A 25,593-nucleotide genomic window follows, 5' to 3' on the forward strand; every position below is an offset into this window, starting at 1 on the left:
TTTCTTAGCTCAGTTGGTAGAGCAATGGATTGAAAATCCATGTGTCCCTGGTTCGATTCCTGGAGAAACCACTTAAAGTCATCTCATTTGGGATGACTTTTTTATTTTTTATTTCACATTGTTAAATCGTAGTTAATCCCATCACAATAGCATCTCCTTTACGTTGAAATTAAGTATATTCGCTTTTTTAAATTTTATTTGAAAAATGAAGAAGATTATCTCCGGTTTATTGTTATTTTCCGCCATTACGGCATTTGCTCAGGAAGCCATTAAATTTGAAGAACTGCCTTTTAAAGACCTTATTGCAAAGGCAAAAAAAGAAAAAAAGATTGTTTTTCTGGATGCCTATGCTTCATGGTGCGGTCCGTGCAAAATGATGGAAAGAAATGTTTTTACACAGAAATCGGTCGGAGATTATTTCAATGCAAATTTTGTGAACGCAAGATTTGATATGGAAAAAGGAGAAGGAAGAGATATTGCGGCAAAATACGGAGTACGCTCCTATCCTACTTATCTTTTTCTGAATGGCGACGGAGAGCTTGTTTCCCAGAATTTCGGATACATGGAAGAAAGTATGTTTCTGACGATGGCGCAGGATGTAAATTCTCCTAACAACAAAAAAGGTTCGCTGAAAGAACGTTTTGCGAAAGGTGAAAAAGATCCCGATTTTCTGATCAATATTATGAAACTCAATTCTTCTTCGGATTTTAATTTTGCCAAACAGGCATCTGAAAGGTATTTTGAAAATAAAAAAGTCACTGAAGAATTTTCAAAAGACGACGTTGGTCTGTTGCTATTTTTCTTAAAATCTACTGAAGACAAAAATTACAAAGTTTTTACAGACCGAAAAGCTGAAATCATCAAATTTTTACCGGAAGAAACGTATAAAGAATTTGACAATCAGATCAAGCTTGGCAAAATTGTGGAGCAGTCTATCGATCAGCAGAATAAAAAAATCAATGATGATTACTTCATGAAAAATGCAGAACCTCTTGTAGGAAAGCATGATGCGGAAGTGAAACTCAGCCAGATGAAACTTGGCTATTATGAGCAAAATTCGAATTTTCCGGAATACGAGAAAGCAGCTTTAGCCTATTACAGAAATTCAGAAGCGTTTGAACCTAATGAATTATTAAAAGCAGCATGGGTATTTGCGGAACATGTAAAAACCCCGTCATCTCTGAAAAAAGCTGCCGAGTGGGCTGAAAAATCTGTGATGAGAGGCGAAAGTTCTGAAAACACATATATTCTTGCGAAACTTTATTTTCTAACCGGAAATAAAGAAATGGCAAAAACATACGCAGAAATGTCTAAAAATATGGCAACACAGGCTCAGAAAGATTCTACTTTAGCCGATGAGCTACTAAAACAAATAAAATAAAATGCTTAAAATAAGATTGATTGCAGGGATTTTAACCGTGTTTTTTTTAGGAACACTCAATGCACAGGAACAGGAACCACAACCGACTTCTGAAAAAAGTGTATACCTTAAAGGAAATGCTTTGCTAATACCTGTAGGAGTTATAAATGTAGGATTAGAGCATCAGTTAAATAAAAAATTCACGGTACAGGGCGATGTTTTAATTTCTCCGTGGAAATCTTTTGCCGGACACGAATTGCAGTATTACTCCGTTTCGCTGGAAGGAAGATATTATTTTGATGAAGCCTTCAAACATTGGTATATCGGAGGAAATATTGCAGGTTCCCGCTTTATTGCGCAAAAGTGGAATTACTGGAGTGACGGCACTTTTATTGATGAGCAAAATGGAAATGTCTACCAATATTCTGATATATATCAAAAAGGTTATTCCATCATAGTTGGAATTACAGGGGGCTATCAGTTTAAACTTGCTGAAAACTGGAACATGGATATTTATGCAGGAATCGGAACTTCTCAGGATTTTTATAAAGGCTATGTACGCTCGACGGGAGCTCGTTATGACGTAGCGGAAGGCTTTAACAAAAGCGGGGAAATTCTTCCTTACAGAGGCGGTGTCATGATTTCTTATAAACTAAAATAAAACAATGAAACTATTCGGTAAAAACCATATTATTATCTGCATCATCACTTTCGGTATTCTTTTTCTGATGAATTATCTGGGAAACGATCAGGCAGATAAACTGGAAAGAGCTTTAATGATTGCGGCAGCGGGCGTTATCGGTCTGTCAATCGGTCTTGTGATCATGAATAAAGGAAAAGACGATAAAACTCCGCCGCAGAATTTTGATTAAAAATTTCAATTGTCAATTTAGATTCACAAATAAAATGAATTCACTATTGACAATTGACAATTCATATTTCATCAGTTTTCGTAAACAACATATTTCTTTCTGATTTTTTCGAATTTTTCCAAATCAGACTTCCAGGATGCTTTGATTTCCGAAGCTGATTTTCCGGCAACAATCTGTTTTCTCAGCTCATCGGTTCCTGCTAAAGTATCAAACCACAAATTACTTCCTGTAGTTGGTTTCAGGAAAAAGTCCAAATCAGGATTTTTATAGTTTTTGTACGCTTTTATTACCCATTCCAGATTCAGTTCTCTTAAATCTTTTTTATAATCTGAAAGATTTTCGCCGTAGCACAATTTTCCGTTTAAAAAAGGATCTTTTGCTCCCGCACTTGGCTTCGGAGTAAACTGATAAGGAAGATTTTTTGTCCATGGAGATCCGTAAATCTGGAACGGTACATCTGTTCCTCTTCCCACGGAAACCTGTGTTCCTTCAAAAAAGCATAAACTCGGGTATAAATTGATGGCTTTATCGTTGGGTAAATTCGGGGAAGGCTTATCTGAAATCTGGTAACGCAGCTTTTTATGATAGTTTTTCATCGGAATCAAGGTGTATTTTGCCTGAACTCCGTTTTTCAGCCATTTTTCTCCATTTACCATTTTTCCGTACTCTCCTATTGTTAATCCGTATACAACCGGAACTTCATGCATCCCCACAAAACTTGTCCATTTTTTCTTTAAAACAGGACCATCTGTGTAGCCGTCATGAGGATTGGGTCTGTCCAGAACAATCACTTCAATATTATTTTCCGCAGCAGCTTCCATAAGATACGTAAGTGTTGAAATATAGGTGTAAAACCTCACACCGACATCCTGAATATCAAACACCAGAACATCCATTTCTTTCAGTTGTTCCGGAGTCGGTTTTTTATTTTTACCATATAATGATACGATGGGAATTCCGGTTTTCACGTCTACTCCGTTCTTTACTTTCTCGCCTGCATCTGCATCGCCTCTGAAACCATGTTCCGGCGCGAAGATGGATCTTATTCTGATTCCGTTTTTTACCAAAAAATCTACAACGTGCGTTTTATCGCTCATCAGTCCGGTCTGGTTCGTTACAACTCCTACAATTTTTCCTTTCAGCAAAGGTAAATAGAGCTCCGGCTGATCTGCTCCCGTTTTAAAATCTTTTTTATCTTGAGCCTGAGAATAATATTGATTGAATACTCCTAAAAAAATTAGGCAAATAAGAAGTAAATTTTTAATTTTGAAATCTAAATTCATAAGTTTGAAATTTCCTTTATATTTCTCGAAAAAAATAGCGTTTTCCAAAGATAACAAAAATAACCTTTCGAGGGTTATCATCTTCATCGGCAGACTTTCTGTGGCATTGGGAATTATAGTTTCCCTCATTACGGTTTCCACAGGATTCGGCTCGAAGAAAGCGATTAAGGAAAGACTTGCAGATTTCAGCGGACACGTTACCGTACGATCTACGAGATCAAACTCTTCCTACAACACTTCTGTTCTTGATAATCAGGGACTGAATATCCAGAAAATAAAAGAACTTCCGGATGTGGAAAGTGTGCAGAAATATGCTACGGTAACGGGAATTATGCGGAACGAGCACAATTTTGCAGGGATTATTTTCAAAGGAATCGGAAAAGATTTTGACAGTGTAAGGTTCAAAAAATTTCTGGTAGCCGGAACTTCCCCGAAAGTTACGGAAGTTGGCTATTACAACGGAGTTACCATTTCCCAAAAGATTGCCAATGATCTTCATCTGAAAGTGAAAGACAGCATTGTAACGGTATTTTCAAAGGCAGATCAAAAGCCTATTTACAGAAAATTTGAAGTGGTAGGAATCTATAAAACCGATATTAAGATGATCGACGATCAGTTTGTGTTGGGAGGAATTAATCATGTAAGAAAAATTCAGGATATGAAGCCTGATGAAATGGGCGGACTGGATATTTTCTTTAAAAATGTAAATGATATCGACAGCGATTTTCCTGAAATTGAGAAACTCATCGGCTATAAAAATTATGCTGAAAAAGCCACTGAAAAATATCCTCAGATTACAGACTGGATCAGTATTTTCGACACCAATATCGCTCTGATTATCATCATCATGCTGATTGTTGTGGTCATTAATATCATTATGGTTCTTCTGATCCTGATTATTGAAAGAACAAATTCTATCGGTCTTTTAAAGACTTTGGGAGCAAGCAATTCACAGATCAGAGCCACTTTTATCAATTATACTTTAATTATTATGATTCCGGGATTGCTGTACGGAAATGCGATTGGTCTCGGACTGCTTTTGATTCAGAAAGTTTTTGGAGTGATTACCTTAAATCCGGAAAATTATTACGTTAGTACGGTTCCGGTAGATCTTAACCCGATTGCCATTATTTCCATTTCTGCCGGAATTCTGATTATTTCAGGACTGGCTTTAATAATTCCGAGTTATCTGATCAGTAAGATTTCTCCGGTGAAGGCGATAAAGTATAATTGATATTAATTATTCGACGGAATTTGTCATTGCGAGCGAAGCGAAGCAATCTCAGATTTATAAAATTATATTCAACTTTTCTACAATTTGAACATTAAGTTTTATTAAGGGTTTAAGAATATTAAGTATAACTTCGTTTTGAGTTGAGATTGCTTCGTCACTACGTTCCTCGCAATGACAAATGTTCTGATAACGAGAAATTCATAGCCCCGATAGAAACGACATCCTTTTTTGTTGCGGCTGGAGTGAAGCGGAAGCTGTAACAAAAAAGATACAGTGGATAGCGGGAAACAGCTCCTTATTGAGTTGGAGAGTATGAGAGTATGAGAGTTGGAGAGGGTGAGCGTAAGAAGGTAAATAGAGTGAGAGGGTTTTGAGGGGATTTTAGAGTTTGGGTTTGGATTGGAAAGGTTGGTTTTGAGGGGTTGAAATTGAGAAAACAGTATTAATTATTCATTTTTAATTATTAATTATCTGAAAGCCGTATCTTTGCAACGCTTTAAAAGACATTTATGAAATACGCAAACAACATCCTCGAAACCATCGGAAATACACCTCTTGTAAAACTTAATAAAGTTTTGGGTGAAGATTTTCCGGCACTGGTTTTGGCAAAGGTGGAAACTTTCAATCCGGGGAATTCTGTGAAGGACAGAATGGCTCTGAAAATGATTGAAGATGCTGAAAAAGATGGAAGATTAAAACCCGGAGGAACGATTATCGAAGGAACATCCGGAAATACAGGGATGGGACTGGCTCTTGCCGCGATCATCAAAGGGTACAAATGTATTTTTGTAACCAACTCTAAACAATCTAAAGAAAAATGTGATATTCTTCGTGCTGTAGGAGCAGAAGTTATTGTTTGTCCGACGGATGTAAAACCAACCGATCCGCGTTCTTACTATTCTGTTTCCAAAAGACTGGCTAAAGAAACGGAAAACGGATGGTATGTAAACCAATACGACAATTTATCCAACAGAGCTGCTCATTACGAGTCTACCGCGCCTGAAATCTGGGAACAGACGGAAGGAAAACTAACGCATTTTGTTGTAGGAGCAGGAACAGGAGGTACGATTACAGGTTGCGGAACATTTTTTAAGGAGAAAAATTCTGACATAAAAGTAATCGGAGTAGATACGTACGGCTCGATTTTAAAAGAGATTCACGAAACGGGGGAAATCAACTTAGGAAATGCTTATACCTACATTACAGAGGGAATTGGCGAAGATATTCTTCCTGAAAACTACGATATGTCGGTAATCGATCATTTCGAAAAAGTAACGGATAAGGACGGAGCACTGTATGCGAGAAAACTGGCTAAAGAAGAAGGTATTTTCTGCGGATATTCTGCGGGAAGCGCGATTTCTGCTTTGGTACAGATGAAAGATCAGTTTACGAAAGATGATGTAATTGTGGTTCTTCTTCACGATCATGGTTCAAGATACGTCGGAAAAATTTACAACGACGACTGGATGAAGGAAATGGGCTGGTTGGATTAATCAGCATTTCATGATAAAATAAAACTCAGAGCAAAGCACTCTGAGTTTTTTGTTGTTTTATTCTGAAATATTTTTCTTTAAAACCTGCTTCAGAAAGCTGTATTCCTTTTCGCTCATTGATTTTCTGGGAAACATATAGCTGTATTTTCCTTCAACGGTAATGAATTCATTATTGCTGTCAAAATAAGTAAAATCTTTCCATTCGCTGGTTTCTTTTTCGCCATCGATATTTACGGTAAAGAAATTTTCATCAAACCGGATTTCGTAGATTTTACAGTTTTCAAGCTTATTCAAGTAATTATTAACCTGCTTTTTCCATCTCGAAACTTTGTTGATGCTTACCGAAAGAAAAACCGCACACAGCAAAAACAAAAAACTTACAAAATATAAAATTCCCGCTTTTTCTTTGGTAAAATCATTTCTGAAAACAAAAACAATCAGTAAAATAACGGCAACTACAATCGTTGTAATCGTTTTTCCTCTGGTTGTTGATGAAAAAAACAAACTTCCCTGATTTCCGCTGAAATATATTTCTTCGAAGTCTTTCCTTTTAGGCTTTAAAACAATACTTTTCTCTTCATTCATAAACAGTAATTTCTGATGCAAAGCTAAATGAAAAATTTAATTTAATGATGATCTCTTCATTGATCTATTGTTTTTTCACAACTCCAAAACATCAATCATCAATCATCAATCATGATCCTTCAACTATCAACTATCAACTATCAACTATCAACAAAATTACCATCGATTGCAGAAAGTTTATTCATCAGTTCACGGTTCCTCTGTCTCAGATCATCCATTTTTTTAAGCATTTCATGGATCACTTCCAAACCGGGAAGATTGATTTCCAGATCATAATGCCAGTTGGTAAACCGCTCAAACATGGGCAAATCTTCATACATCACATAACGGATTTCGTTTTCTGTATGAATATTGAGCAATCCGGAATTCACCAGTTCATCAAAAAAAGTAATTTCTACATTGTATATTTTTACGAGTTCTTCCCTCGATATTCTTTCACTCATGGCTTAGGAATTTTTAAGTTGTTCAAAAAGTTCTTTCTGCTTTTCAGTCAGGTTGGTCGGTAATTTCACTTCATACGTCACGAAAAGATCACCAAATTCTCCCTCTTTTTTGTACACCGGAAGACCTTTTCCTTTCAGTCTCACCGTTGTTCCGTTCTGTGTTTCAGGTTTTACTTTCAGATTTACACTTCCGTCGAGAGTATTTACTTTTACGTCACCGCCTAAAACTGCAGTGTAAAGATCAATCGAAACTTTAGATTTCAGATCATTGCCGGCTCTTTCAAAATTCGGATCAGGAGTGATATTGAAAGTAATGTATAAATCTCCATTCGGACCGCCATTGAATCCGGGATTTCCATGACCTTTTAATTTAATCTGCTGACCGTCATACACTCCTGCCGGAATCGTAATTCTTACTTTTTTGCCATTGATATCAAAAGTCTGAGGATGTGTTGTTGCGGCATCTCTCAAGGTTAAAGTTAATTCTGCCTGAATATCCTGTCCTTTAAATTTTCCCGACGCACTTCCCCTTGAATTCCTTCCGAAACCTCCTCCTGCTCCGCCAAACATACTCTGGAAAAAATCTGAAAAATCTTCCCCGTCGCCGAAATCCGCTTCCGAAAATCCGCCTCCGAAGTTTCCTCCCTGATTTTGATACTGTCTTTGCTGCTGTTGCTGTGCTTTTTCATATTCTTCGCCATGCTTCCAGTGTTCTCCGTATTTATCGTACTTTGCACGGTTTTCGGGATTGCTCAGAACTTCATTGGCTTCATTCAGCTCTTTGAATTGTCTTTCGGCTTCCTTGTCATCAGGATTGAGATCGGGATGTAATTTTCTTGCGAGTTTGCGATATGCCTTTTTGATATCTTCCTGCGTTGCGTTTTTGTCTACGCCTAAAATTTTATAGTAATCTATATAAGCCATAGAAACGATGTTTACTCAAATTTAAGGATTTTATGACTGAATTTTATATAACGGAATGTTAAAAATTAAGCTATCTTTGGTTAAAAAGCAACGCATGAGAGAAGTGTTGAAAAACTACTCCGGAATTTTACTTTTACTGTTGGGAATCTCTGTCGGAAGCATCATCGGAATTGTTGCTCCCGATATTGTGGATTATATAAAACCTTTGGGAGATATATTCCTGAACCTGCTGTTTGTAAGTGTAGTTCCGCTGGTTTTCTTTGCCGTTTCCAATTCTATTGCTTCACTGGAGCAACAGTCTAAGTTCGGAAAAATAATGGTAACCATGGCTTTTACCTTTCTGTTTTTTATTTTAACCGCCGCGGTTTTCACGATTTGCGCTGTTTATCTTTTTCCGGTTTCCGGAGTTTCGGGAAGTTCAGAAATTGTGGAGGAAGCTACAAGCAATGACAGTTGGGGAAACAGAATCGTAGGATTTTTTACTGTAGGAGAATTTACACAGCTTTTTTCAAGACAAAATATGCTGGCTCTTTTAATTTTTGCTTTCATGACGGGATTTTCCGCCAGAAAAGCGGGAGAAAAAGGACAGGCTTTCCGGTCATTTATCGCTTCGGGCTATGAAGTGATGAAGGAACTGCTTCTGTTGATTATGAAAGTTGCCCCGATTGGTTTGGGCGCTTATTTTGCGTATCAGGTGGCGACTTTGGGACCTCAGCTTTTCGGATTTTATGCAAAACCTTTAGGATTGTATTATATTGCAGGAGTGGTCTATTTTCTGGTCTTCTTTTCACTCTATGCTTTTATGGCAAAAGGACAGAACGGGGTTAAAAGTTTCTGGACGAATGCTATTTTCCCTACTTTAACCGCTTTGAGTACCTGCAGCAGCTTCGCCACAATGCCCGCCAATTTACAGGCAGCTTCAAAAATCGGAATTCCGAGCCAGATTTCAAATATTGTGATCCCGATTGGAACAACTTTGCATAAAAACGGTTCTTCCATGTCGTCGATCATTAAGATTTATGTGGCATTCTTAATCATCGGAAGAGACTTTTTTGATCCTATGAATCTTCTTTTAGCTTTGGGAATTACTGTTTTTGTAAGCATTGTTGCGGGAGGAATTCCGAACGGAGGATATATCGGAGAAATGTTGATGATTTCAGTTTACAAATTACCACAGGAAGCAATTCCGGCAGTAATGATTATCGGAACTCTGGTTGATCCTTTGGCAACGGTTTTAAATGCGGTCGGACAATTGGTAGCGTCTATGTTTGTAAGTAGGTTTGTGAAGGTTTGATTTTTTACCTAAACACAAATTGCACGAATATTTTTTCACGAATTGCACGAATAATATTTAACTTAAACATCTGCGTCATCTGCTAAATCTGCATGAGACTTTATATTTTTTTATCTCGCAGATTGTGCCGATTGAGCAGATTTTTATTCACTGCGTTTCACCGGTTCTAAATTCTCCAGTTCTTCCGGCGTGAAAAGTCTGTAAATGACTTTGAATGTTTTTCCCAGAGGTGTTTCTAAAGAAAATCCGCCCGGTCCGAAGCCATCGACAACATCGAGTGTAAAATGTGAATATTTCCAGTATTCGAAGAGATCACGATCGATCCAGAATTCATGATTGTTAATCGTACCGATCATCGCATCGTTCATTCTCGGGTAAAATCCTCCTTTTTCAAAACACTGCGGCTGCGTTCCTTCACAGCATCCTCCTGCCTGATAAAACATCAGATCACCGTATTTTTTTTCCAGTTCCCAAATGACTTCCAGAGCTTTTTCGGTTGCTGAGAGTCTTGCTATTCTTGTTTGCATTTTTCTTTATTTTTAGTGAATTAAAGGTCTACGAACACAGTTCAGAAGTGAAGTAAAAACTCTTTATAAATAAGGTTTAGATTATTCCTTCGTCAGAATGACAACATTTTCGGTATTTCAGAATGTCATTATCTCTTCTTTGATCCATTCGCAAAAATCATGTTCTTAACGCCTCCGTTTCCCTCGTCATTATTTTTCTTACATAAAGTTAAAAAGTTTCGGCGAAATGTCATTTCGCCGAAACCTGAAATCTTTAATTGAAATTTCTCAACTCACCCGAAAATTCCGGATCAGGACGAATGGTTGTTCGCGTGAGGGATAGGAAGGGCGGCGAGGAACGAGCCGGTGCGGAGTGAAACGGAGCACCGAAACGAAGTGGAGCCCTGAATAGCCCGACCGTTTTTCCCCGTTGCCGAGACGGGGAAAACGGGCACGCCCTAATATTTAAGATTAAAAGAAACCTAGTTTGTTTTTGTTGTAGGAAATCAGCATATTTTTGGTCTGACGGTAATGATCCAACATCATTTTGTGGTTTTCGCGACCGATTCCCGACTGTTTGTATCCTCCGAAAGGAGCTCCTGCAGGATATGCATGATACTGGTTTACCCAAACTCTTCCTGCTTCAATATGACGCGGAATGTTATAAAGCTGATGGGCATCTCTTGTCCATACTCCTGCTCCAAGACCGTAAATGGTGTCGTTTGCGATTTTTAATGCTTCTTCTTCGTCTTTGAAGGTGGTGAACGCCAGAACAGGTCCGAAAATTTCTTCCTGAAAGATTCTCATTCTGTTGTTTCCTTTAAAGATGGTCGGCTGAATATAATATCCGTTTTCCAGACCTTCTCCAACGTGATTTACATCGCCTCCAACAAGCACTTCTGCACCTTCTTCTTTTCCTAATTTGATGTAGGAAAGGATTTTGTCTTTCTGAATCTGTGAAGCCTGTGCTCCCATCATTACGGTTTTGTCTAAAGGGTTTCCGACTTTGATGGCTTTTACTCTTTCGATCACTTTGGCAATGAAAGCATCTGCGATGTCTTCCTGAACCAGTAATCTTGACGGACAGGTGCAGATCTCACCCTGATTCAAAGCAAAAAGAACTGCGCCTTCGATGGCCTTATCTAAAAAATCGTCGTCTGCATCCATTACCGAATTGAAGAAAACGTTTGGAGACTTTCCTCCTAATTCTAACGTTACCGGGATGATATTTTCTGTTGCGTACTGCATAACAAGTCTACCCGTTGCTGTAGAACCTGTAAATGCTGCTTTTGCTACTTTCGGATTGGTTACCAAAGCTCTTCCCAGTTCTGCTCCGAAACCGTTCACAATATTTACAACACCTGCCGGAAGCAAATCGCCGATGAGTTCCATAAGAACCATAATGGAAATCGGAGTACTTTCTGCAGGTTTTAAAACGACGCAGTTTCCTGCTGCCAAAGCCGGAGCTAATTTCCAGACTGCCATTAAGATCGGGAAGTTCCACGGAATGATCTGCGCGATTACTCCAAGCGGTTCGTGAACGATTAGTGAAACGGTATCTTTATCCAGTTCGTTATGAGAACCTTCTTCCGCTCTGATAACGGAGGCAAAATATCTGAAATGATCGATCGCCAAAGGAATATCTGCGGCTAAAGTTTCTCTTACCGCTTTCCCGTTATCGATGGTTTCAACGGTTGCGATGTATTCTAAATTCTGCTCGATCCTGTCGGCAATTTTGTTTAAAATGATGCTTCTTTCTGTGGAAGAAGTGCTTTTCCATGTTTGGAATGCTTTTTCGGCTGCATTTACCGCCAATTCAAGGTCTTCTTTGGATGAATGCGCTGCCTGTGTGAAATTTTTACCGTCAATGGGAGAAACTACATCGAAGTACTGTCCGTTAACAGGAGCTGTAAATTGTCCGTTGATGTAGTTATCATATCTTTTTTTGAATTCAGGCCATTGGAGTAATGTTTCTGATTGTTGTTGTGTTGTAGTGCTCATATTCGTACAATTTTAATTTTTATCTATTGCCAAATTACATTTCCTTCAATGATTCTGATAGCACAATCGTACAAAAAAACTTCAAAATCGTACAGACAGAAAATTTTATTATTTCATTAACAGTCTTGTAAGCCGATTATTTTCTATATTTGAGTAAACAGGCTATTAAAAATGTTTAGAAATGAACAATAACAAGATTTTATTAGAAACTCCTGAATTGAAAAGGGAAAACCAGCTTATGCACTTGGTTGAAAATCAGACAAAATTCAATCTAAACAATTGTGAATTCAGTATCTACGAAACGCATAAGGCTGCTTTCGATGTAAAACTGCATTTTGAAACGATTGCATTCACGGCAATGCTTCGCGGGAAAAAGCATATGAAAATAGATCATAAAACGGGGTATTTCGATTATTATCCGGGAGAAAGTGTTTTGGTTTCGCCGGGAGAAACAATGGTGATCGATTTTCCTGAAGCGGATGAAACGCCTTCGCAGTGTATCTCTCTAAGCCTGAATCCTGAATTCATAGAGAGTTCTCTCAATCACCTCAATTATCATCTTCCGAAAGTAGACGAAACTTCGCGCTGGAATATTGAACTGGATGAATATTTTCTGTTTAATAATCAGTCTTTGGCTTCGGCAACGAATAATATCATGAGAATTGCCATGGACGATAATTCACAAAAGGATATTATGGCAGATTTTGCTTTGAAGGAACTTCTGATCCGCCTGATGCAGACTCAGGCAAGAAGCATGGTGGAGAAAAATATTGTAAAAAATAAATCCAGAATTGGTTTTGCCGTAGATTATATTAAGAAAAACCTTCATCAGAAATTATCAATAGACAGCATTGCAAAAATGGCGTATGTGAGCAAATCCAATTTCTTTAAAATGTTCAAAGACGAACTGGGAACTTCTCCGAATGAATTTATTCTGCAGGAGAGAATCAATCGCGCGAAAGAACTGTTGGCGAGCCAGAACAGCATTAAGGAAACAGCCTATCAGACAGGGTTTTCGGATGCGAATTATTTTACGAGAGTATTTAAGCAATTAGTGGGAGTAACGCCGAAAAGTTATCAGGATAAAGTTTTATTTCTTGAATAAAAAAAACACCTCAGATTGAGATGTTTTAATATTATTATTGATTTTTAATTATCCCTGATAATCATAATATCTTGCGCCTTTTAAAACAGGATTTTCCAGTTCTACTGATGTTGAACCAAAGCCTTTATAGTTTTCGTTAACTGAATTTTGCAGTTGTTTTCTGTGGAGTTTTTCGTAGGTCTCAAAATCAATTGCTGTTCTGTTTTTTAAACTTTCAAATAAATTCCATTTTTCTGCCACCTTTTTCCAGTTTTCTGAAACTTTTCCGGCAAAAACTTTGGATTTTGATCCGCTTCCGTACCCTAAAAATCCGATTTCCTGTTCTGCCAATTCTTCATTTTCGTTAAAAGAAGTCTGTAAAGCGGAAAGTAAAGCCATAAAAATAGAAGCGGTATACATATTTCCGATTTCCGAAGATGCACGTTGAGATTTTTCAATTTTATCATTAATAAACTGAAGGTATTCTTCTGATTTTGCCACTGCTTTTTGTTCTTCCGGACTTTCGTAAGACAAACCGTTTTCTAAGCTGTAAATTTCTGTGAAAACTCTTTTTCCGTGAAAGGCGTAGGGAAGATGGAAGATCAGATATTTCCAGTTTTCGTAAGGTTTATTAAGTCCTGTAATTTCTTTATAATGATCGTAGGCTTCTCTAATTCTGTCCTGATAACACTGGTTGGAATATTGCCCATCAAAGACAGGTTCATCCGTGAAAATTTCTATTTTTTCGGGAAAACTTTCGGGAGCATTCGTTAAATCTTCTTTTTTGAAATGACGACGCGGTTTGAAAAAATCAAAGACCGATTCTGTGGCAATTCCCCACTTGTTTTCAATTTCAATGAGATCAGGTTTTGAAGAAATTAAAACCGCAACTGCTCCTCCACCCTGTGTGTATTCTCCGGAAGAAGCCAGTTCGTATTTTGCATAATCACTTGCAATGACTACCGCTTTTTTATCAGGGTTTGCTCTTACAAAATCTAAAGAATTATGAAGCGCATCTACTGCTCCAATACACGCAAAAGTCATGTCTACCACATCACAGTTTCTGAAAACCCGGTCTCCAAATTCTTTTTCGAGAACTTTTTCTACCATCTGCATAGCGTAAGAAGCGGTTGGTTTAGCGGCATCTAAAGCGCTTTCTGTTCCTAAGTAAATTCTTGATATTTCTTTCGGATTGATGTTATAATCCTTTATGAGTCTTAGTAATGCTTCTGCTGCAAATGTTGCGGCATCTTCATGAACATCGGGAAAGCCCATTTTATGCAACCCCAATCCTTTTTCGAGTTTTGCAGGTTCGATTCCTCTTTTTTCTGCTAAATCTTTAATTTCCAAATATAATGAAGGCACATAATAGCTTGCTGCCTCAATTCCAAAAGTCATATTTCTTAATTTTCATACGAATTTAGAAAATGTAAACGTTTAATCATATATGATTTTTAGTAATTATTGAAAATTTATTTAGAATATGATAAAATTCAGGAAAATTATATTTTTAAATTCTAAGATCGGGATTTTAAAAGTTTGTGATTATTGATCCTCAAACTCATTATTTTTCAACAGTTCTGCCAAGACTTTTTTTGCACGCATAACACGAACCTTTGTATTGGCAACAGAAATGCCCAATTCTTCAGCAATTTCTTTGATGCTTTTTTCTTCGAAAAATCTTAAACGGATGATTTCCTGATAATTGACATCTAAAGATTCTATTGTTTTAATGATTTTCTTCTGTTCTTCTTCGGAAATCATTAATTCTTCAGGAGATTTGGCATACTGGTTTTTTACCTCATCCAGATTTTCCGTAGGATCCTGATTTTCGCGGCTTTTTTTTCTCCAAAAATCGATGATGGTATTTTGAGCAATGGTTAAAACCCATGTTTTAAACTGAAAATGAGGATCAAACATATCCAGCTTTGATAAAACTTTTGAAAAAACATTTACGGTGATTTCGTCGGCATCATTTTCGTCGTGAACTTTTTTCATTACAAAAGAAAAAACATCAACCCAAAAAATGTTGATGAGCCTGGTCTGCGCTTTCTGGTCTTTTTCCTTCGCTTTCTGAATGAGAGGAAATAATTGTTCGTCGTTCATTACTAACAAATATAATTGATTTTAGCTGAAAATACAATGCAGGAGATCAAATGATTTTTTCTGTACAATTTGTACTCCGACTGAGGTTTAGCCATGATCGCAGCATTTGTCTGAGCTCATTTTGTTTGATTTTGGTTTCGGCGGCTTTGCCGCCGAAACCAAAATCAAACAAAATAGCGAGTGCGGAGAGCAGGAAACAGCTCCTAAAAAAATCAACCTGTTTTTCATCCTGAGTTGAAAGTTTCTGTCTTCGCCTTATTGCTCTGAAATGATTATCTTTGTACATTAAAATTTTAAATCAGAAAATAATGAACTCTTTTATTGAAGAACTGAAATGGCGTGGGCTTTTTGCCGACATGATGCCCGGAACGGACGAACAATTGGATAAGGAAATGACAACAGCTTACATTGGTTTTGATCCTACCGCAGATTCTTTGCATATCGGAAGTCTTATTCAGATCAAAATTTTAGCTCATTTTCAGCAGCACGGTCATAAACCGATTGCTTTGGTGGGCGGTGCGACAGGAATGATTGGGGATCCTTCGGGAAAGTCTGCGGAAAGAAATCTTCTGGATGAAGATACTTTGCTGCATTATGTAGACTGTCTTAAAAACCAGCTTTCCAGATTTCTGGATTTTTCGGGAAGCGAGCCGAATAAAGCGGAACTGGTGAACAATTACGACTGGATGAAAAATATTTCTTTCCTTGATTTTGCCAAAAACGTCGGGAAAAATATTACCGTAAATTATATGATGGCGAAAGATTCTGTAAAGAAAAGACTTTCCGGAGAGGCAGGAGTTGATGGAATGAGTTTTACGGAATTTACGTATCAGTTGATTCAGGGGTACGATTTTTTACATCTGTATCAAAATAATGGCGTTAAACTTCAAATGGGAGGTTCTGACCAGTGGGGAAACATTACGACCGGTACAGAACTGATCCGCAGAAAAGCACAGGGTGAAGCATTTGCCTTAACGGTTCCTTTGATAACAAAAGCGGACGGTTCGAAATTCGGAAAGTCTGAAAGCGGAGAAAATTACTGGCTGGATAAAAAGAAAACTTCTCCTTATAAATTCTATCAGTTCTGGCTGAATGCAACGGATGAAGATGCGGAAAGATTTATTAAATTCTATACTTTTTTAGGGAAAGAAGAAATTGAAACTTTAATTGAAGAGCATAAAACGGCTCCGCACGAAAGAAAACTACAGAAAAAATTAGCTGAGGAAGTTACGGCTTGGGTTCACGGAAAAGATGAATACGAAAAAGCACTGAAAGCTTCTGAAATCCTTTTCGGACGTTCTACGGCTGAAGATCTGGTAAGTCTTGATGAAGAAACATTTCTTGAAGTTTTCGACGGAGTTCCTCAGAAAGAGGTAGCAAAGAATGATGTTTTAGGAGTAAATATTATCGATTTGCTTTCTGAAAAATCAGGGTTTTTAAAATCTAAAAGCGAAGCCACAAGAGAACTGAAAGGAAATGCTATTTCGGTAAACAAACAGAAAATTAATGATGTTTACACAGCTAATGAAAGTGATTTGATTGACGGTAAGTTTTTACTTTTACAAAAAGGAAAGAAGAGCTATTTTATCGTGAAAGTAATTTAAAAGTTAATAATAGTATAAAATCGGGGGCGCAAAATTGAAAATTTTGCGCCCCCGATTTTTTAGGTAATGTCAATAAAAAAGACCACCTTTTCAGATGGTCTTGGTATTTTGAATGTTTTTTATAGTTCTAAGAAGCTGTAAGAAATTGAAGCACTTTGTGTACCCGATCCTACTACCTTTTTAGTTTTTGCAACTTCTCCGTCTACATAGATATTGATGATTAGCTCAGAATCTGAATAAGGAAGAACAGCATTTGCTGCTAAATTCAACTGAGCCTGACTTGAGCTTACAAACTGCTCTCCGCTGGACCATGTAGTTCCTGTAGGATTAAAAGTAGTACTCTGCCCTGTCCCGATTTGTGTAACTACAGTTGAAAAAGTTCCTGTAACAGGTGGATTTGCAGGTGGATTTGGACCTTTTGTATTTATTTTAGCTTCAAACTGAATAATATGATCTGTAAATTCATCATCGTCATCTTTCTTACAAGAATTAACAACTAAGATTGCTGAAAATAATACAGCGAATAAAAAAGAAAGTCTAAGTAAACTTTTTGATTTGTAAAATTGCTTCATTTCTCCAAATAGATTTTTAATGTTCCAAATATAGGTTTTTTATCAATATAAAAATAACTTTTATGAAAAATTTCCAACAATGAATTGCAAATAATATCAATTCAATAAATAATTATAACGCTGTTTCTGGCTGGATATTGTCTTAATTTATCAGGCACTTTAAGACAGTTTGTCCAACTATTTTAAATGGTCTTATTTTGATGGAGCTAAAGAATAAATACATCATTAATAATTATCTTTGCCGTATGAATTTAGATTATATTGTAAGAGAACCCGAAAATATCAGTTCCGACACCACAATTCTTTTCATGCTTCATGGCTACGGAAGCAATGAACAGGATCTTTTCAGCTTCAGAGAAACTCTTCCTAAAGACTGGATTATCGTAAGCTTCAGAGCTCCCAGAAATACCCAGTTTGAAGGATTTTCATGGTATGATATCGATTTTAACAATCCTGACAACTTTATTGATGTTCCGCAGGCTAAAGAATCTTTAAACAGCATTACGGAAAGTATTCTTAAAATTATAAACAGTTATGGAATTACCGAAGGCAAGACTCACCTTTGCGGTTTCAGTCAGGGGGGAATTTTATGTTATGCTCTGGCTTTAAAATACCCTGAAATGTTCAATCTTGTAGCGTGTTTAAGCAGTTATCCGGAAGAAAAGTTACTCACCGATATTGTAAAGGATAAGAAAAAACTGGAAAGACTTCGCTTCTTTATTTCTCATGGAACAGATGATGCGGTAATTCCTTTGGAGTGGGGAAGAAAAGCGGCAGATCTTTTGTATGATTTAAGCTGTTATTTTACGTTCAGAGAATATATGAGCGGTCATGGAGTGAACCAGAAAAATTATATGGATCTGATGGACTTCTTTTCCAAATAAGATTATCGAAATCTAAACATTCGTTTTAAATTATTAAACAAAATACAAACATTCTCATTTTGGGAATGTTTTTTTATTGGTGATAAAGATAAATTCAGTAAATTCAGTAAATGAAACTGAAGTATTTTTTTGTGTTTGTACTGTTCTGCATTTTTATGAGTGCTCAGAATTCTTTTGAAATTCAGAATGCAAAAAAAACGGTGATCCCTTTTAAACTTATTGCCAATTTAATTTTTATTCCCGTAAATATTAATGGTGTAAATCTTACTTTTTTGCTTGATACCGGAGTTGCTGAAACTTCTATTTTCAGTCTTGAAAATAAAGAAATCAATCTCCAGAATATTGAGAAGATAAAATTTGCCGGGTTAGGAGGAAGCGCAAGTATCGACGGATTTCGGTCCGATAATAATATTGCAAAAATTGGAAAGAATTTTATAAATAATTCAATGACGGTGTATATTATTACCGATCAAGACTTTAATATTTCTTCTCACGTAGGAATTCCCGTAAACGGAATTATCGGTTATCATTTTTTTAAAGACCATCCTGTTTTAATTGATTATTCGTCTAAAAAAATTACCATTTACAACGATAAAACTTTATTTCAGAAAAAAATAAAAAATTTTAAAGAGATCGATATCAGTATTGAAAAAAATAAACCTTATGTGATTGCCGATGTGGAAATGACAAGGGAACGAAAGCCTTCAAAATTACTGATTGATCTGGGGAATAGTGATCCTATGTGGCTTTTTCCTGCTTTGATAAAAGACTTTGTATACAACCGACCGAATATTGATGATTATCTCGGTCGTGGCTTCAACGGTGATGTGTATGGTAAACGAAGCAGAATTCACAACCTGTATCTCGGAGATTTTAAATTTGAAAAGCCATTAACGGCAATGCCTGATGAATACTCCATTCAGCACGTAAATATGGTAGAAAACAGAAAAGGTTCCATTGGCGGAGATATCATGAGGCGTTTTACGGTTGCATTCGATTATTCTGAACAGAAGATGTATTTAAAAAAGAACGGAAATTACGATGATCCTTTTCATTTCAATATGAGCGGTCTGGATTTTAAACAGGACGGCATGGAATGGACGAAAGATGTGGTGAATCTTCCGGCTAAAAGAAAGGAAAGTCCTTCCAACGGAATTGAAGTGATCAATAATAACCTTCAGTATAATTTTGTTTTAAAACCTATTTTTTCCATCGCCGGAGTGCGTAAAGATTCTCCGGGAGCTAAAGCCGGACTTCATAAAGACGATCGCTTAATAAGCATCAATGGTAAAAAAACAGAAGACATGACGCTCAATAAAATCATGGAAATGATGAAATCCGATGAAGGAAAAACCATCAATATGCTGATTGAAAGAAAAAATAAACAGATGACTTTAAGCTTCACCCTCGAAGATCCGATACCTTACCAAGAACAAGAATGATATGAAAACCGAAGAAACTACGCTGGACAAAATAAGAACCAGACCCCGATTTAAGATGTTTACTCATTTAACAAAAGATGAATACGCAGAAAATCTGAAAAAATATCTAAAAGAACATAAAGGTGAGTTTTCAGGCAACATTAATAAAGAGGTAGCAACTATCTGTGTAGAAACAGATTACGAAACCTACTGGAAGCCAAGACTATCTTTAAGAATTGAAATTGAAGACGAAAAAACTGCGATACGAGGCGTTTTCGGACCCAGTTCCGCAGTTTGGACGTTTTTCATGTTTTTATATTTTGCGTTTTCGATTCTCTGGATGGTCTTTATTTCCATGTATTATGTGGAAAAACAAATTAAAAGTCAAGAATTTCCATGGGCACTTACCGCATCTTTTATCATGATATTCTGCATTGCACTTACCTATGCAGCAGCACGTTTCGGGCAGCATAAAGGAAAAGATGAAATGCTGAAACTCAGAAAATTCGCAGAAGAATCTACGCTGCAGTTTGAAAAACTGGATTAAGGAGCAACGGTCTTAGTTGTCTGTGGCATTTGTTCCAATACAGCTTTTGCCGCTCTTATAGAATCTACCACTTTTTCTCTGTTATCCTGCTCTTTCAGTATTCTTTCGATACTGGGCTCGATCATTTTAGTCATTTCTTCCACAGAAACGCTGTTGGCATTAGGATCGCTAAGAAGTTTTCTCCAAGGTTTTCTTTTTCCCCAACCGTAATCTCCATAAACCATTACAGCCGTTCCTTTTGCTTTTGTAGTCGCTCCTCCCGGATTTAAAACCCATGTATCTGCATAACCATAAAGCCATTTTGCATCTTTCATCAATAATCTTAGACATGAATGCGATGCAGGGTAACCCGGAAGGTCATACTGATGCCATCCTATTCCGTCAAGATTAAAAATATTAAAATTATAAGGTAATTTCCATTCGCTGCTTACGGTTGAAATTGCCAGTTGTTTTTTCCAGTTGGCAAAGGTAAGACCGGTCTTTGTTTTTGCGGTTTTCTTGCCCATACTTGTAGGTCCCCACTTCACGAGAGTTCCGTTAGAATATACTCCGTACGCCTGAATAGGATATGAAAAAATAACAAATTTCTTTACCGGACTCAGTACATCAAGCTGCATCGGGAAAGGAGAATACTCCATTAATGTAGTATCAATTTTTGCAGGAACTACCAAAGTATCTGCATTCCATTTATTTTTAGAATCCAGTCTGTTTAAAGCTAAAATAGCATAACGTTCTTTCTCTGTATATTTTTTGTTAAAGACTCCGAATAAAGAATCTTTCATTTTTTTGTCTTTAGGGAAAATAAAAGCATTATAAAAGCCATCTTCCTGCATTGCCGGAGGTAAAGATTCTTTTTCAACTACAGAATCTTTTTTCACAACCACAGAATCTGTTTCAGGATCAGGTTCACTGATTGATGAATTGGTGTCATTGATTTTGTCGTTGATTTTTTCAATTTCTTTTTTACAGGAAATCATCATTAAGCTGATAAAGAATGCATAAAGAAGTGATTTTTTCACAAGTCTGTTTTTCATAAATAAAAGTGGGCAATAATTTTTTTTCTACTCAGTACAAATATCAGACCTAAAATCGGATAAAAAAAATGCAAAGTTAATTTACCGTAAAAATACGGTGAACAGTTAATATTTTGAATCAAGAATTATTAAATGTAGTTATGTTAAATATCGTATGAATTGACTGAAATCTAAGGTAAAGGCGGTTAATTATCCGAATTAATTTAACCTGATGATTTTTAATCTGTGCTGCCCTGTCCCTGTTAAAGCAGTAACAGTACCCACTTCCCCACCTACTTGTATATTAACCGTTTGTCCGGCTGTTAAGTTCACTACTGTTGACGGAGAGCTTGTAATGTTAACTCCGCTTCCTGCATATGGAGATGCCGAACAGGATGATTCTGTATCTGTTGTACCGTTTACAACAATTCTGGTTGTAATTGAATGATTTGCTGCTGTATTTGCATTAAAACTGTTATTTGCTATAATCTGGTAGGTTCCTGTTCCCGGAGCCGTAAAATTTCCTGAGGTTGTATTATAGGAAGTTCCTACATTTACTGCTGTCGTATTGTAGGGAATAACAGCATAGGCAACAGCAGGAGTATACGTTGTTGTTCTTGAAGCATCTACAAGCAACTGAGGAAAGGTATAATTACCGGGTTCCCATTGACTGGTAGTGGTATTGTAAATCAATGTCTGTCCGTTAGTCGGTGCTGTATTCGCAACATTTCTTCCCTGAATTTTCGCAACTGTAGAGGCTCCTAAAGTTCCTGTAACATCGCCTGCAATTGATATTCCCGATGTTGGATAAGTTCCGGCTGCCGTTAACTGTCCCTGTGCATTAACTGTGAAAGTAGGAATCGTTGTAGATGCAGTTCCATAAGCTCCGGCAGTGACTGCAGTATTGCTTAAAGATATAGTTCCTGTAGATGTTATGGGTCCTCCTGTAAGTCCTGTTCCTGTGGTAATATTGGTTACAATTCCCGTATTGGAAGTGGAAATAGTTCCGTCCGGAGCAATATTTATTCCTGAACCAATCTTTACTCCTCCAAGAGTTGTAGAACTTGCAATTGGTAAAGAATAGGCAGATGGAAGTAAATGTTTCTGTCCGTCTGCACCAATGTATGTGTTTGTATTTCCTGTCCCTCCCAAGACTCCCTGAGTTCCCAAAACAAGGTTACCGATACCCGTAACTAAATTGTAATCCACCGCTGTTCCACTGCCCAAAACGGCATTAGTCCCTCCGGTTACAGATAATCCTGTAGTGGTTGTCGTTAAATTACCTCTTGTAAGCGTAGAATTAGGTGATATATTTATCCATGAAGTGCCGTTATACTGCAAAACTTGCCCCGTTGTAAGAGCAGAAAGCGATACATCGCTTAAACCGGATAAAGAAAAATTTCCCAAAGTGCCATTTCCTCTGATGTATTGAGAAATGGTTCCCGAACCGGAGACGGTAATCGTTCCCGAATTGGTAATCGGAGAATTTGAAACACTGAAAGCAGAAGGCATACTTAGTCCTACACTTGTAACTGTCCCACTATTCACTGTATTAAGAATACCTCCGGAGAATGTAAGTCCGGCTCCTAAAGATAGCGGACTCACATTACCGGAAGCATTTGCATATAAAATTTTATTGAAAAGCGCCGAGTTGGTATAAACAGCGCCCACTGATTTTACAATTCCATTTACTTCAAGCTTTTCTGAGGGACTGGATATACCAATTCCTACATTTCCGGAGTTTTTATTATAAATATTATTCCCGGATAAAATCCATTTCGATTCATCAACCTGTTTAAGGGTACCTTTATTATCAATAACCCTGACTTGTGAATAGAGCGAAACAGATAAAACTAAAAAAAGAAAATCGAATAATTTGCCCATCTCGTGTTTATCAATAATATGAAAATAAATGATTGGTTTTTAGGAACAATCTTACTTCATGTACTGCACCTCAATAATATCGCCTGCCAATACAGACCAATCATTAGGAGCACTTCCGTTCGGAACAAGCGTTACTGCAGATCCCGAAACAGTATAATCTTCATTAGCAATTAATTTTGCACCATTTCTGTAGACCCATACCTGAGAATATGTAGGTAACACAGGAGCTCCTGTTAAACTGTAAGATGTCTGACCTGCTGTTGAAGTAAATTTTTCATGTCCGCTCTGTACAAGATCTGTTGAAAGCATTTTTAAGACATTTCCTGTAGCTTCGTCTCTTACAAGAATCGTATATCCCGAAGTTCCCAGCGTTGCAGAAGTTGCCGGAACATTAGATCCTGCCTGATTGGTATTGGTATTCTGAAGTACATTGGCAAGACCAAATTTTTTCCCATTAAGATCTATACTGGTATCATCAGTAAGGGTTCCTCCCAGTTGCCACGTTGTTGTTGTTACATTATTCGTAGTATTGGTAAGGGTTGTAATCCCGTTTTTAGCCTGTAGATATTTGATAGTTCCTTTGTTATCAATCACCCTGATAGTTCCGTTAAGAGCCTGCGCCGCTCCATTAGCAGAGTTCTGGGCTACATCACCAGTTGTTTGTTGTGCTTGTACAGCTCCGGAAGCTGCAAAAAGAAATACTAAAATTGCGGAAGTTTGTAGATACTTTTTCATGTTATTTAATTTTAAAATTTTTATAAGAATTTGTAAATTTTTATCTCATCGTTGGCATAGCAGGATACTCCGGTCTCCAGTTTTATATTAAATGAAGAAAGAACCTGAAAATCTATGTTTACCCCATTTCTGTAAACTTTTGTATTGGAAGTACTGATGCTCCATGGGGTGGGGAATTCTGTCTGGCCGTCCGCAGCAATAATTTTTACAGAAAGGATTTCCGTTCCGGACATTTGCGAAATCCAGTTGCTGCCGTTATACACAAAAAGAGTTCCGGTGGAATTATTAACGTATATATCTCCGGTAGAATTCGTAGTGGGAATCGTTGGATCTGCGTTTCCGTAAAAAATTTTTGAGCTGTCGTTAAATCTAAGCCACTTGCTTCCGTCCCAATAATAATACCCTTTGGTAATTCCTGCATTTGAAATCGTATTGTATACAAGGAGGCTTACTGCAGGATTAGGCACTGTAGTAATATCTGTAATGTTTTGAAGAGGAACACGAGGAATAAGTAAACCTTTATCTGATGCTTTAGCAACAATATCCAGAGCTGCCGAAGGATCGGGACTGGGTGTATTTATCCCTACCTGAGACAGAAAGAGAGGAGACATTAAAAATGTGCATACAATAAAAATGAACCTCATAGTGTTAAGGTTTTATACTTATTATTATAATCTAACAAGTTAAATGCTCAGTAAAATGTATTTGGAATAGATTGCAGAACAGCAACTACTTTAGGTTTTCGAAATAATTTTAATGACATTATTCAAATTCTTGTGATTAATTGAATAATTTTCATTTAACTTTGTGATTTGATGTCTAATATACAAGTTTAAACCAAATAAACAATGAAAAACATTATATTTTAATCAATTTAAAAAGAATACTTTAATTTATAAAAATTTATTATTGAAAAAATTAAAATTATAATTGAATATTTAATAAAAAACGAAAAAAATTAATTTATAACCTTTTAAAAAATGCCATATTTTATCACATTTTATGCAGAATTGACTACAAAACCTTTAGTAATCAGTAAGTTTAACAGCCGATAATTTTATTCTAAGAAAGTTATATTTAGAATATCATCTTCAAAGTTGAATATTTTAAATATCTTATCAGATCTTTTTATTTTTCTCTAATCTGGTCTTGCAACGTAAAAAATAGGCTATAGCATCTTTAATCAGTTGGTCATTATTTACAGAACAGTAATCTTGCATTTCATCGATAAATAGCTCCTGAATGGTTTTCAATTCTGCCAGTGATCTTCTACGCGAAAAACTATCTCTGATATAGTTTTTAAGAATAAAGATGATATAATCTCTCTTAATGCATTTTTCGTCAAACATGTACGGAAAAATTATTCCCATCCATTCGTTATCAAAAAAAAGAACATCTTCATCATCTTCCAAAAGGATTAAATTTTCATCGTAAGCCCATTTTAAAAGATTTTCTTTTAATGCAGCTTTGTTGCTCCAATCGAAATTCAGTATGGTCATAAGTTCTTTTTAATTTTAAGATTACTTCGGAAATATAAAAAATGATGTGTATACAAAATTCAGGAAAAGGTTTTTCAGAAAAGCACACATTACAGTTTATGAAATTACGGATCAGTCTCAAAAGTTGGGGAGGAATGTTAAGTAGTTTTATCTTTGTATAATGCTAAGCGATCAAGAATTACTAAAGTTTTTGCTTCCACCATACTTAGTGGATTATTTTGATATTGTGAAATTTGAAGAAAAAGAAGG

Annotated in this window: 25 protein-coding genes and 1 tRNA gene; 12 read left to right on the forward strand and 14 right to left on the reverse strand. The window is 36.6% G+C overall.

Annotated elements, in window-relative coordinates; genetic code table 11:
* The 4 genes from H6W53_RS09585 to H6W53_RS09600 all read left to right on the forward strand — a co-directional run bounded on the left by H6W53_RS09585 (position 1) and on the right by H6W53_RS09600 (position 2,232).
* Positions 1-71 (forward strand) — tRNA-Phe (locus tag H6W53_RS09585).
* Between the two features lie 134 nt (positions 72-205).
* Positions 206-1,381 carry a thioredoxin family protein gene (locus tag H6W53_RS09590; protein WP_185206414.1) on the forward strand — a complete coding sequence of 392 codons (1,176 nt, stop codon included), beginning with the start codon at positions 206-208 and terminating at the stop codon, positions 1,379-1,381.
* 1 nt (position 1,382) lies between these two features.
* Positions 1,383-2,021: a DUF3575 domain-containing protein gene (locus H6W53_RS09595; RefSeq protein WP_185206424.1), complete on the forward strand. Its 639-nt coding sequence runs from the start codon at positions 1,383-1,385 to the stop codon at positions 2,019-2,021.
* Between the two features lie 4 nt (positions 2,022-2,025).
* Complete coding sequence (locus H6W53_RS09600) at positions 2,026-2,232, forward strand: hypothetical protein (protein ID WP_076392260.1); 207 nt, start codon at positions 2,026-2,028, stop codon at positions 2,230-2,232.
* 71 nt (positions 2,233-2,303) lie between these two features.
* Here the strand turns inward: H6W53_RS09600 and H6W53_RS09605 are convergent, their stop codons facing one another.
* Positions 2,304-3,515 (reverse strand): exo-beta-N-acetylmuramidase NamZ domain-containing protein, encoded by a 1,212-nt coding sequence (locus tag H6W53_RS09605; RefSeq protein ID WP_185206426.1) that lies wholly within the window; start codon positions 3,513-3,515, stop codon positions 2,304-2,306.
* A 4-nt stretch (positions 3,516-3,519) separates the two neighbouring features.
* On the opposite strand from H6W53_RS09605, the gene H6W53_RS09610 reads away from it, so the two are divergent.
* Positions 3,520-4,749 (forward strand): ABC transporter permease, encoded by a 1,230-nt coding sequence (locus tag H6W53_RS09610; protein ID WP_076392590.1) that lies wholly within the window; start codon positions 3,520-3,522, stop codon positions 4,747-4,749.
* A gap of 509 nt (positions 4,750-5,258) precedes the next feature.
* Positions 5,259-6,242, forward strand: a complete 984-nt coding sequence (locus H6W53_RS09615) for a PLP-dependent cysteine synthase family protein (protein WP_185206428.1) — start codon at positions 5,259-5,261, stop codon at positions 6,240-6,242.
* Positions 6,243-6,299: 57 nt separating this feature from the next.
* On the opposite strand, the gene H6W53_RS09620 is transcribed toward H6W53_RS09615, so the two are convergent.
* The 3 genes from H6W53_RS09620 to H6W53_RS09630 all read right to left on the reverse strand — a co-directional run bounded on the left by H6W53_RS09620 (position 6,300) and on the right by H6W53_RS09630 (position 8,194).
* Complete coding sequence (locus tag H6W53_RS09620; RefSeq protein WP_185206430.1) at positions 6,300-6,827, reverse strand: hypothetical protein; 528 nt, start codon at positions 6,825-6,827, stop codon at positions 6,300-6,302.
* 140 nt (positions 6,828-6,967) lie between these two features.
* Entirely contained in the window at positions 6,968-7,270 is a 303-nt protein-coding gene (locus H6W53_RS09625) for a chaperone modulator CbpM (RefSeq protein ID WP_185206432.1), read from the reverse strand.
* Positions 7,271-7,273: 3 nt separating this feature from the next.
* A complete protein-coding gene (locus H6W53_RS09630; RefSeq protein ID WP_185206434.1) occupies positions 7,274-8,194 on the reverse strand; it encodes a DnaJ C-terminal domain-containing protein in 921 nt (306 codons plus the stop codon).
* 94 nt (positions 8,195-8,288) lie between these two features.
* On the opposite strand from H6W53_RS09630, the gene H6W53_RS09635 reads away from it, so the two are divergent.
* Positions 8,289-9,488, forward strand: coding sequence for a dicarboxylate/amino acid:cation symporter (locus H6W53_RS09635; protein ID WP_185206436.1), 1,200 nt, complete (start codon positions 8,289-8,291; stop codon positions 9,486-9,488).
* Positions 9,489-9,631: 143 nt separating this feature from the next.
* Here H6W53_RS09635 and H6W53_RS09640 read toward each other — a convergent pair whose 3' ends face one another.
* Both H6W53_RS09640 and H6W53_RS09645 read right to left on the reverse strand, forming a co-directional pair.
* Entirely contained in the window at positions 9,632-10,015 is a 384-nt protein-coding gene (locus H6W53_RS09640) for a DUF779 domain-containing protein (protein WP_185206438.1), read from the reverse strand.
* Positions 10,016-10,465: 450 nt separating this feature from the next.
* Positions 10,466-11,995 (reverse strand): aldehyde dehydrogenase family protein, encoded by a 1,530-nt coding sequence (locus H6W53_RS09645; RefSeq protein WP_185206440.1) that lies wholly within the window; start codon positions 11,993-11,995, stop codon positions 10,466-10,468.
* A gap of 181 nt (positions 11,996-12,176) precedes the next feature.
* Here H6W53_RS09645 and H6W53_RS09650 point away from each other — a divergent pair, with 181 nt between their 5' ends.
* On the forward strand, positions 12,177-13,100 hold the full coding sequence (locus H6W53_RS09650; RefSeq protein WP_185206442.1) for an AraC family transcriptional regulator: 924 nt from the start codon (positions 12,177-12,179) through the stop codon (positions 13,098-13,100).
* Between the two features lie 48 nt (positions 13,101-13,148).
* Here the strand turns inward: H6W53_RS09650 and H6W53_RS09655 are convergent, their stop codons facing one another.
* On the reverse strand, positions 13,149-14,477 hold the full coding sequence (locus tag H6W53_RS09655; protein WP_185206445.1) for a hydroxymethylglutaryl-CoA synthase family protein: 1,329 nt from the start codon (positions 14,475-14,477) through the stop codon (positions 13,149-13,151).
* Between the two features lie 147 nt (positions 14,478-14,624).
* Positions 14,625-15,185 (reverse strand): RNA polymerase sigma factor, encoded by a 561-nt coding sequence (locus tag H6W53_RS09660; protein ID WP_185206447.1) that lies wholly within the window; start codon positions 15,183-15,185, stop codon positions 14,625-14,627.
* 308 nt (positions 15,186-15,493) lie between these two features.
* Here H6W53_RS09660 and tyrS point away from each other — a divergent pair, with 308 nt between their 5' ends.
* Complete coding sequence (tyrS, locus tag H6W53_RS09665) at positions 15,494-16,789, forward strand: tyrosine--tRNA ligase (protein ID WP_185206449.1); 1,296 nt, start codon at positions 15,494-15,496, stop codon at positions 16,787-16,789.
* Between the two features lie 119 nt (positions 16,790-16,908).
* Here the strand turns inward: tyrS and H6W53_RS09670 are convergent, their stop codons facing one another.
* Positions 16,909-17,361 carry a hypothetical protein gene (locus H6W53_RS09670; protein WP_076392232.1) on the reverse strand — a complete coding sequence of 151 codons (453 nt, stop codon included), beginning with the start codon at positions 17,359-17,361 and terminating at the stop codon, positions 16,909-16,911.
* Positions 17,362-17,606: 245 nt separating this feature from the next.
* Here H6W53_RS09670 and H6W53_RS09675 point away from each other — a divergent pair, with 245 nt between their 5' ends.
* The 3 genes from H6W53_RS09675 (at position 17,607) to H6W53_RS09685 (ending at position 20,213) form a co-directional block, all read left to right on the forward strand.
* Positions 17,607-18,245 (forward strand): alpha/beta hydrolase, encoded by a 639-nt coding sequence (locus tag H6W53_RS09675; protein ID WP_185206489.1) that lies wholly within the window; start codon positions 17,607-17,609, stop codon positions 18,243-18,245.
* Between the two features lie 110 nt (positions 18,246-18,355).
* Complete coding sequence (locus H6W53_RS09680; protein ID WP_185206451.1) at positions 18,356-19,687, forward strand: PDZ domain-containing protein; 1,332 nt, start codon at positions 18,356-18,358, stop codon at positions 19,685-19,687.
* 1 nt (position 19,688) lies between these two features.
* A complete protein-coding gene (locus H6W53_RS09685; RefSeq protein ID WP_185206453.1) occupies positions 19,689-20,213 on the forward strand; it encodes a hypothetical protein in 525 nt (174 codons plus the stop codon).
* Here the strand turns inward: H6W53_RS09685 and H6W53_RS09690 are convergent.
* The 5 genes from H6W53_RS09690 to H6W53_RS09710 form a co-directional block, all read right to left on the reverse strand.
* A complete protein-coding gene (locus H6W53_RS09690; RefSeq protein ID WP_317169743.1) occupies positions 20,210-21,232 on the reverse strand; it encodes a L,D-transpeptidase in 1,023 nt (340 codons plus the stop codon). The two genes, H6W53_RS09685 and H6W53_RS09690, sit on opposite strands and share 4 nt — an antisense overlap.
* Positions 21,233-21,445: 213 nt before the next feature.
* Complete coding sequence (locus tag H6W53_RS09695) at positions 21,446-23,110, reverse strand: beta strand repeat-containing protein (protein WP_185206457.1); 1,665 nt, start codon at positions 23,108-23,110, stop codon at positions 21,446-21,448.
* 51 nt (positions 23,111-23,161) lie between these two features.
* A complete protein-coding gene (locus H6W53_RS09700; protein ID WP_116097779.1) occupies positions 23,162-23,845 on the reverse strand; it encodes a hypothetical protein in 684 nt (227 codons plus the stop codon).
* 20 nt (positions 23,846-23,865) lie between these two features.
* Complete coding sequence (locus H6W53_RS09705; protein ID WP_185206459.1) at positions 23,866-24,456, reverse strand: hypothetical protein; 591 nt, start codon at positions 24,454-24,456, stop codon at positions 23,866-23,868.
* A gap of 507 nt (positions 24,457-24,963) precedes the next feature.
* A complete protein-coding gene (locus H6W53_RS09710) occupies positions 24,964-25,344 on the reverse strand; it encodes a hypothetical protein (RefSeq protein ID WP_185206461.1) in 381 nt (126 codons plus the stop codon).
* Between the last annotated feature and the right edge of the window lie 249 nt (positions 25,345-25,593).

Origin of the sequence: Chryseobacterium sp. C3 (genome assembly GCF_014218905.1) — a bacterium.
GTDB classification, from domain to species: Bacteria; Bacteroidota; Bacteroidia; order Flavobacteriales; family Weeksellaceae; genus Chryseobacterium; species Chryseobacterium mucoviscidosis.

Excerpts from the sequence above, each read along its gene's own strand:
- H6W53_RS09705 (WP_185206459.1), bottom strand. The coding sequence starts at position 24,456 with ATGTCTCCTCTCTTTCTGTCTCAGGTAGGGATAAATACACCCAGTCCC.
- H6W53_RS09620 (WP_185206430.1), bottom strand. The coding sequence starts at position 6,827 with ATGAATGAAGAGAAAAGTATTGTTTTAAAGCCTAAAAGGAAAGACTTC.
- H6W53_RS09655 (WP_185206445.1), bottom strand. The coding sequence starts at position 14,477 with ATGACTTTTGGAATTGAGGCAGCAAGCTATTATGTGCCTTCATTATAT.
- H6W53_RS09685 (WP_185206453.1), top strand. The coding sequence starts at position 19,689 with ATGAAAACCGAAGAAACTACGCTGGACAAAATAAGAACCAGACCCCGA.
- H6W53_RS09675 (WP_185206489.1), top strand. The coding sequence starts at position 17,607 with ATGAATTTAGATTATATTGTAAGAGAACCCGAAAATATCAGTTCCGAC.
- H6W53_RS09600 (WP_076392260.1), top strand. The coding sequence starts at position 2,026 with ATGAAACTATTCGGTAAAAACCATATTATTATCTGCATCATCACTTTC.
- H6W53_RS09650 (WP_185206442.1), top strand. The coding sequence starts at position 12,177 with ATGAACAATAACAAGATTTTATTAGAAACTCCTGAATTGAAAAGGGAA.
- H6W53_RS09635 (WP_185206436.1), top strand. The coding sequence starts at position 8,289 with ATGAGAGAAGTGTTGAAAAACTACTCCGGAATTTTACTTTTACTGTTG.
- H6W53_RS09615 (WP_185206428.1), top strand. The coding sequence starts at position 5,259 with ATGAAATACGCAAACAACATCCTCGAAACCATCGGAAATACACCTCTT.
- H6W53_RS09640 (WP_185206438.1), bottom strand. The coding sequence starts at position 10,015 with ATGCAAACAAGAATAGCAAGACTCTCAGCAACCGAAAAAGCTCTGGAA.
- H6W53_RS09645 (WP_185206440.1), bottom strand. The coding sequence starts at position 11,995 with ATGAGCACTACAACACAACAACAATCAGAAACATTACTCCAATGGCCT.
- H6W53_RS09595 (WP_185206424.1), top strand. The coding sequence starts at position 1,383 with ATGCTTAAAATAAGATTGATTGCAGGGATTTTAACCGTGTTTTTTTTA.
- H6W53_RS09710 (WP_185206461.1), bottom strand. The coding sequence starts at position 25,344 with ATGACCATACTGAATTTCGATTGGAGCAACAAAGCTGCATTAAAAGAA.
- H6W53_RS09590 (WP_185206414.1), top strand. The coding sequence starts at position 206 with ATGAAGAAGATTATCTCCGGTTTATTGTTATTTTCCGCCATTACGGCA.
- H6W53_RS09630 (WP_185206434.1), bottom strand. The coding sequence starts at position 8,194 with ATGGCTTATATAGATTACTATAAAATTTTAGGCGTAGACAAAAACGCA.
- H6W53_RS09680 (WP_185206451.1), top strand. The coding sequence starts at position 18,356 with ATGAAACTGAAGTATTTTTTTGTGTTTGTACTGTTCTGCATTTTTATG.
- H6W53_RS09670 (WP_076392232.1), bottom strand. The coding sequence starts at position 17,361 with ATGAAGCAATTTTACAAATCAAAAAGTTTACTTAGACTTTCTTTTTTA.
- H6W53_RS09660 (WP_185206447.1), bottom strand. The coding sequence starts at position 15,185 with ATGAACGACGAACAATTATTTCCTCTCATTCAGAAAGCGAAGGAAAAA.
- H6W53_RS09695 (WP_185206457.1), bottom strand. The coding sequence starts at position 23,110 with ATGGGCAAATTATTCGATTTTCTTTTTTTAGTTTTATCTGTTTCGCTC.
- tyrS (WP_185206449.1), top strand. The coding sequence starts at position 15,494 with ATGAACTCTTTTATTGAAGAACTGAAATGGCGTGGGCTTTTTGCCGAC.
- H6W53_RS09700 (WP_116097779.1), bottom strand. The coding sequence starts at position 23,845 with ATGAAAAAGTATCTACAAACTTCCGCAATTTTAGTATTTCTTTTTGCA.
- H6W53_RS09605 (WP_185206426.1), bottom strand. The coding sequence starts at position 3,515 with ATGAATTTAGATTTCAAAATTAAAAATTTACTTCTTATTTGCCTAATT.
- H6W53_RS09625 (WP_185206432.1), bottom strand. The coding sequence starts at position 7,270 with ATGAGTGAAAGAATATCGAGGGAAGAACTCGTAAAAATATACAATGTA.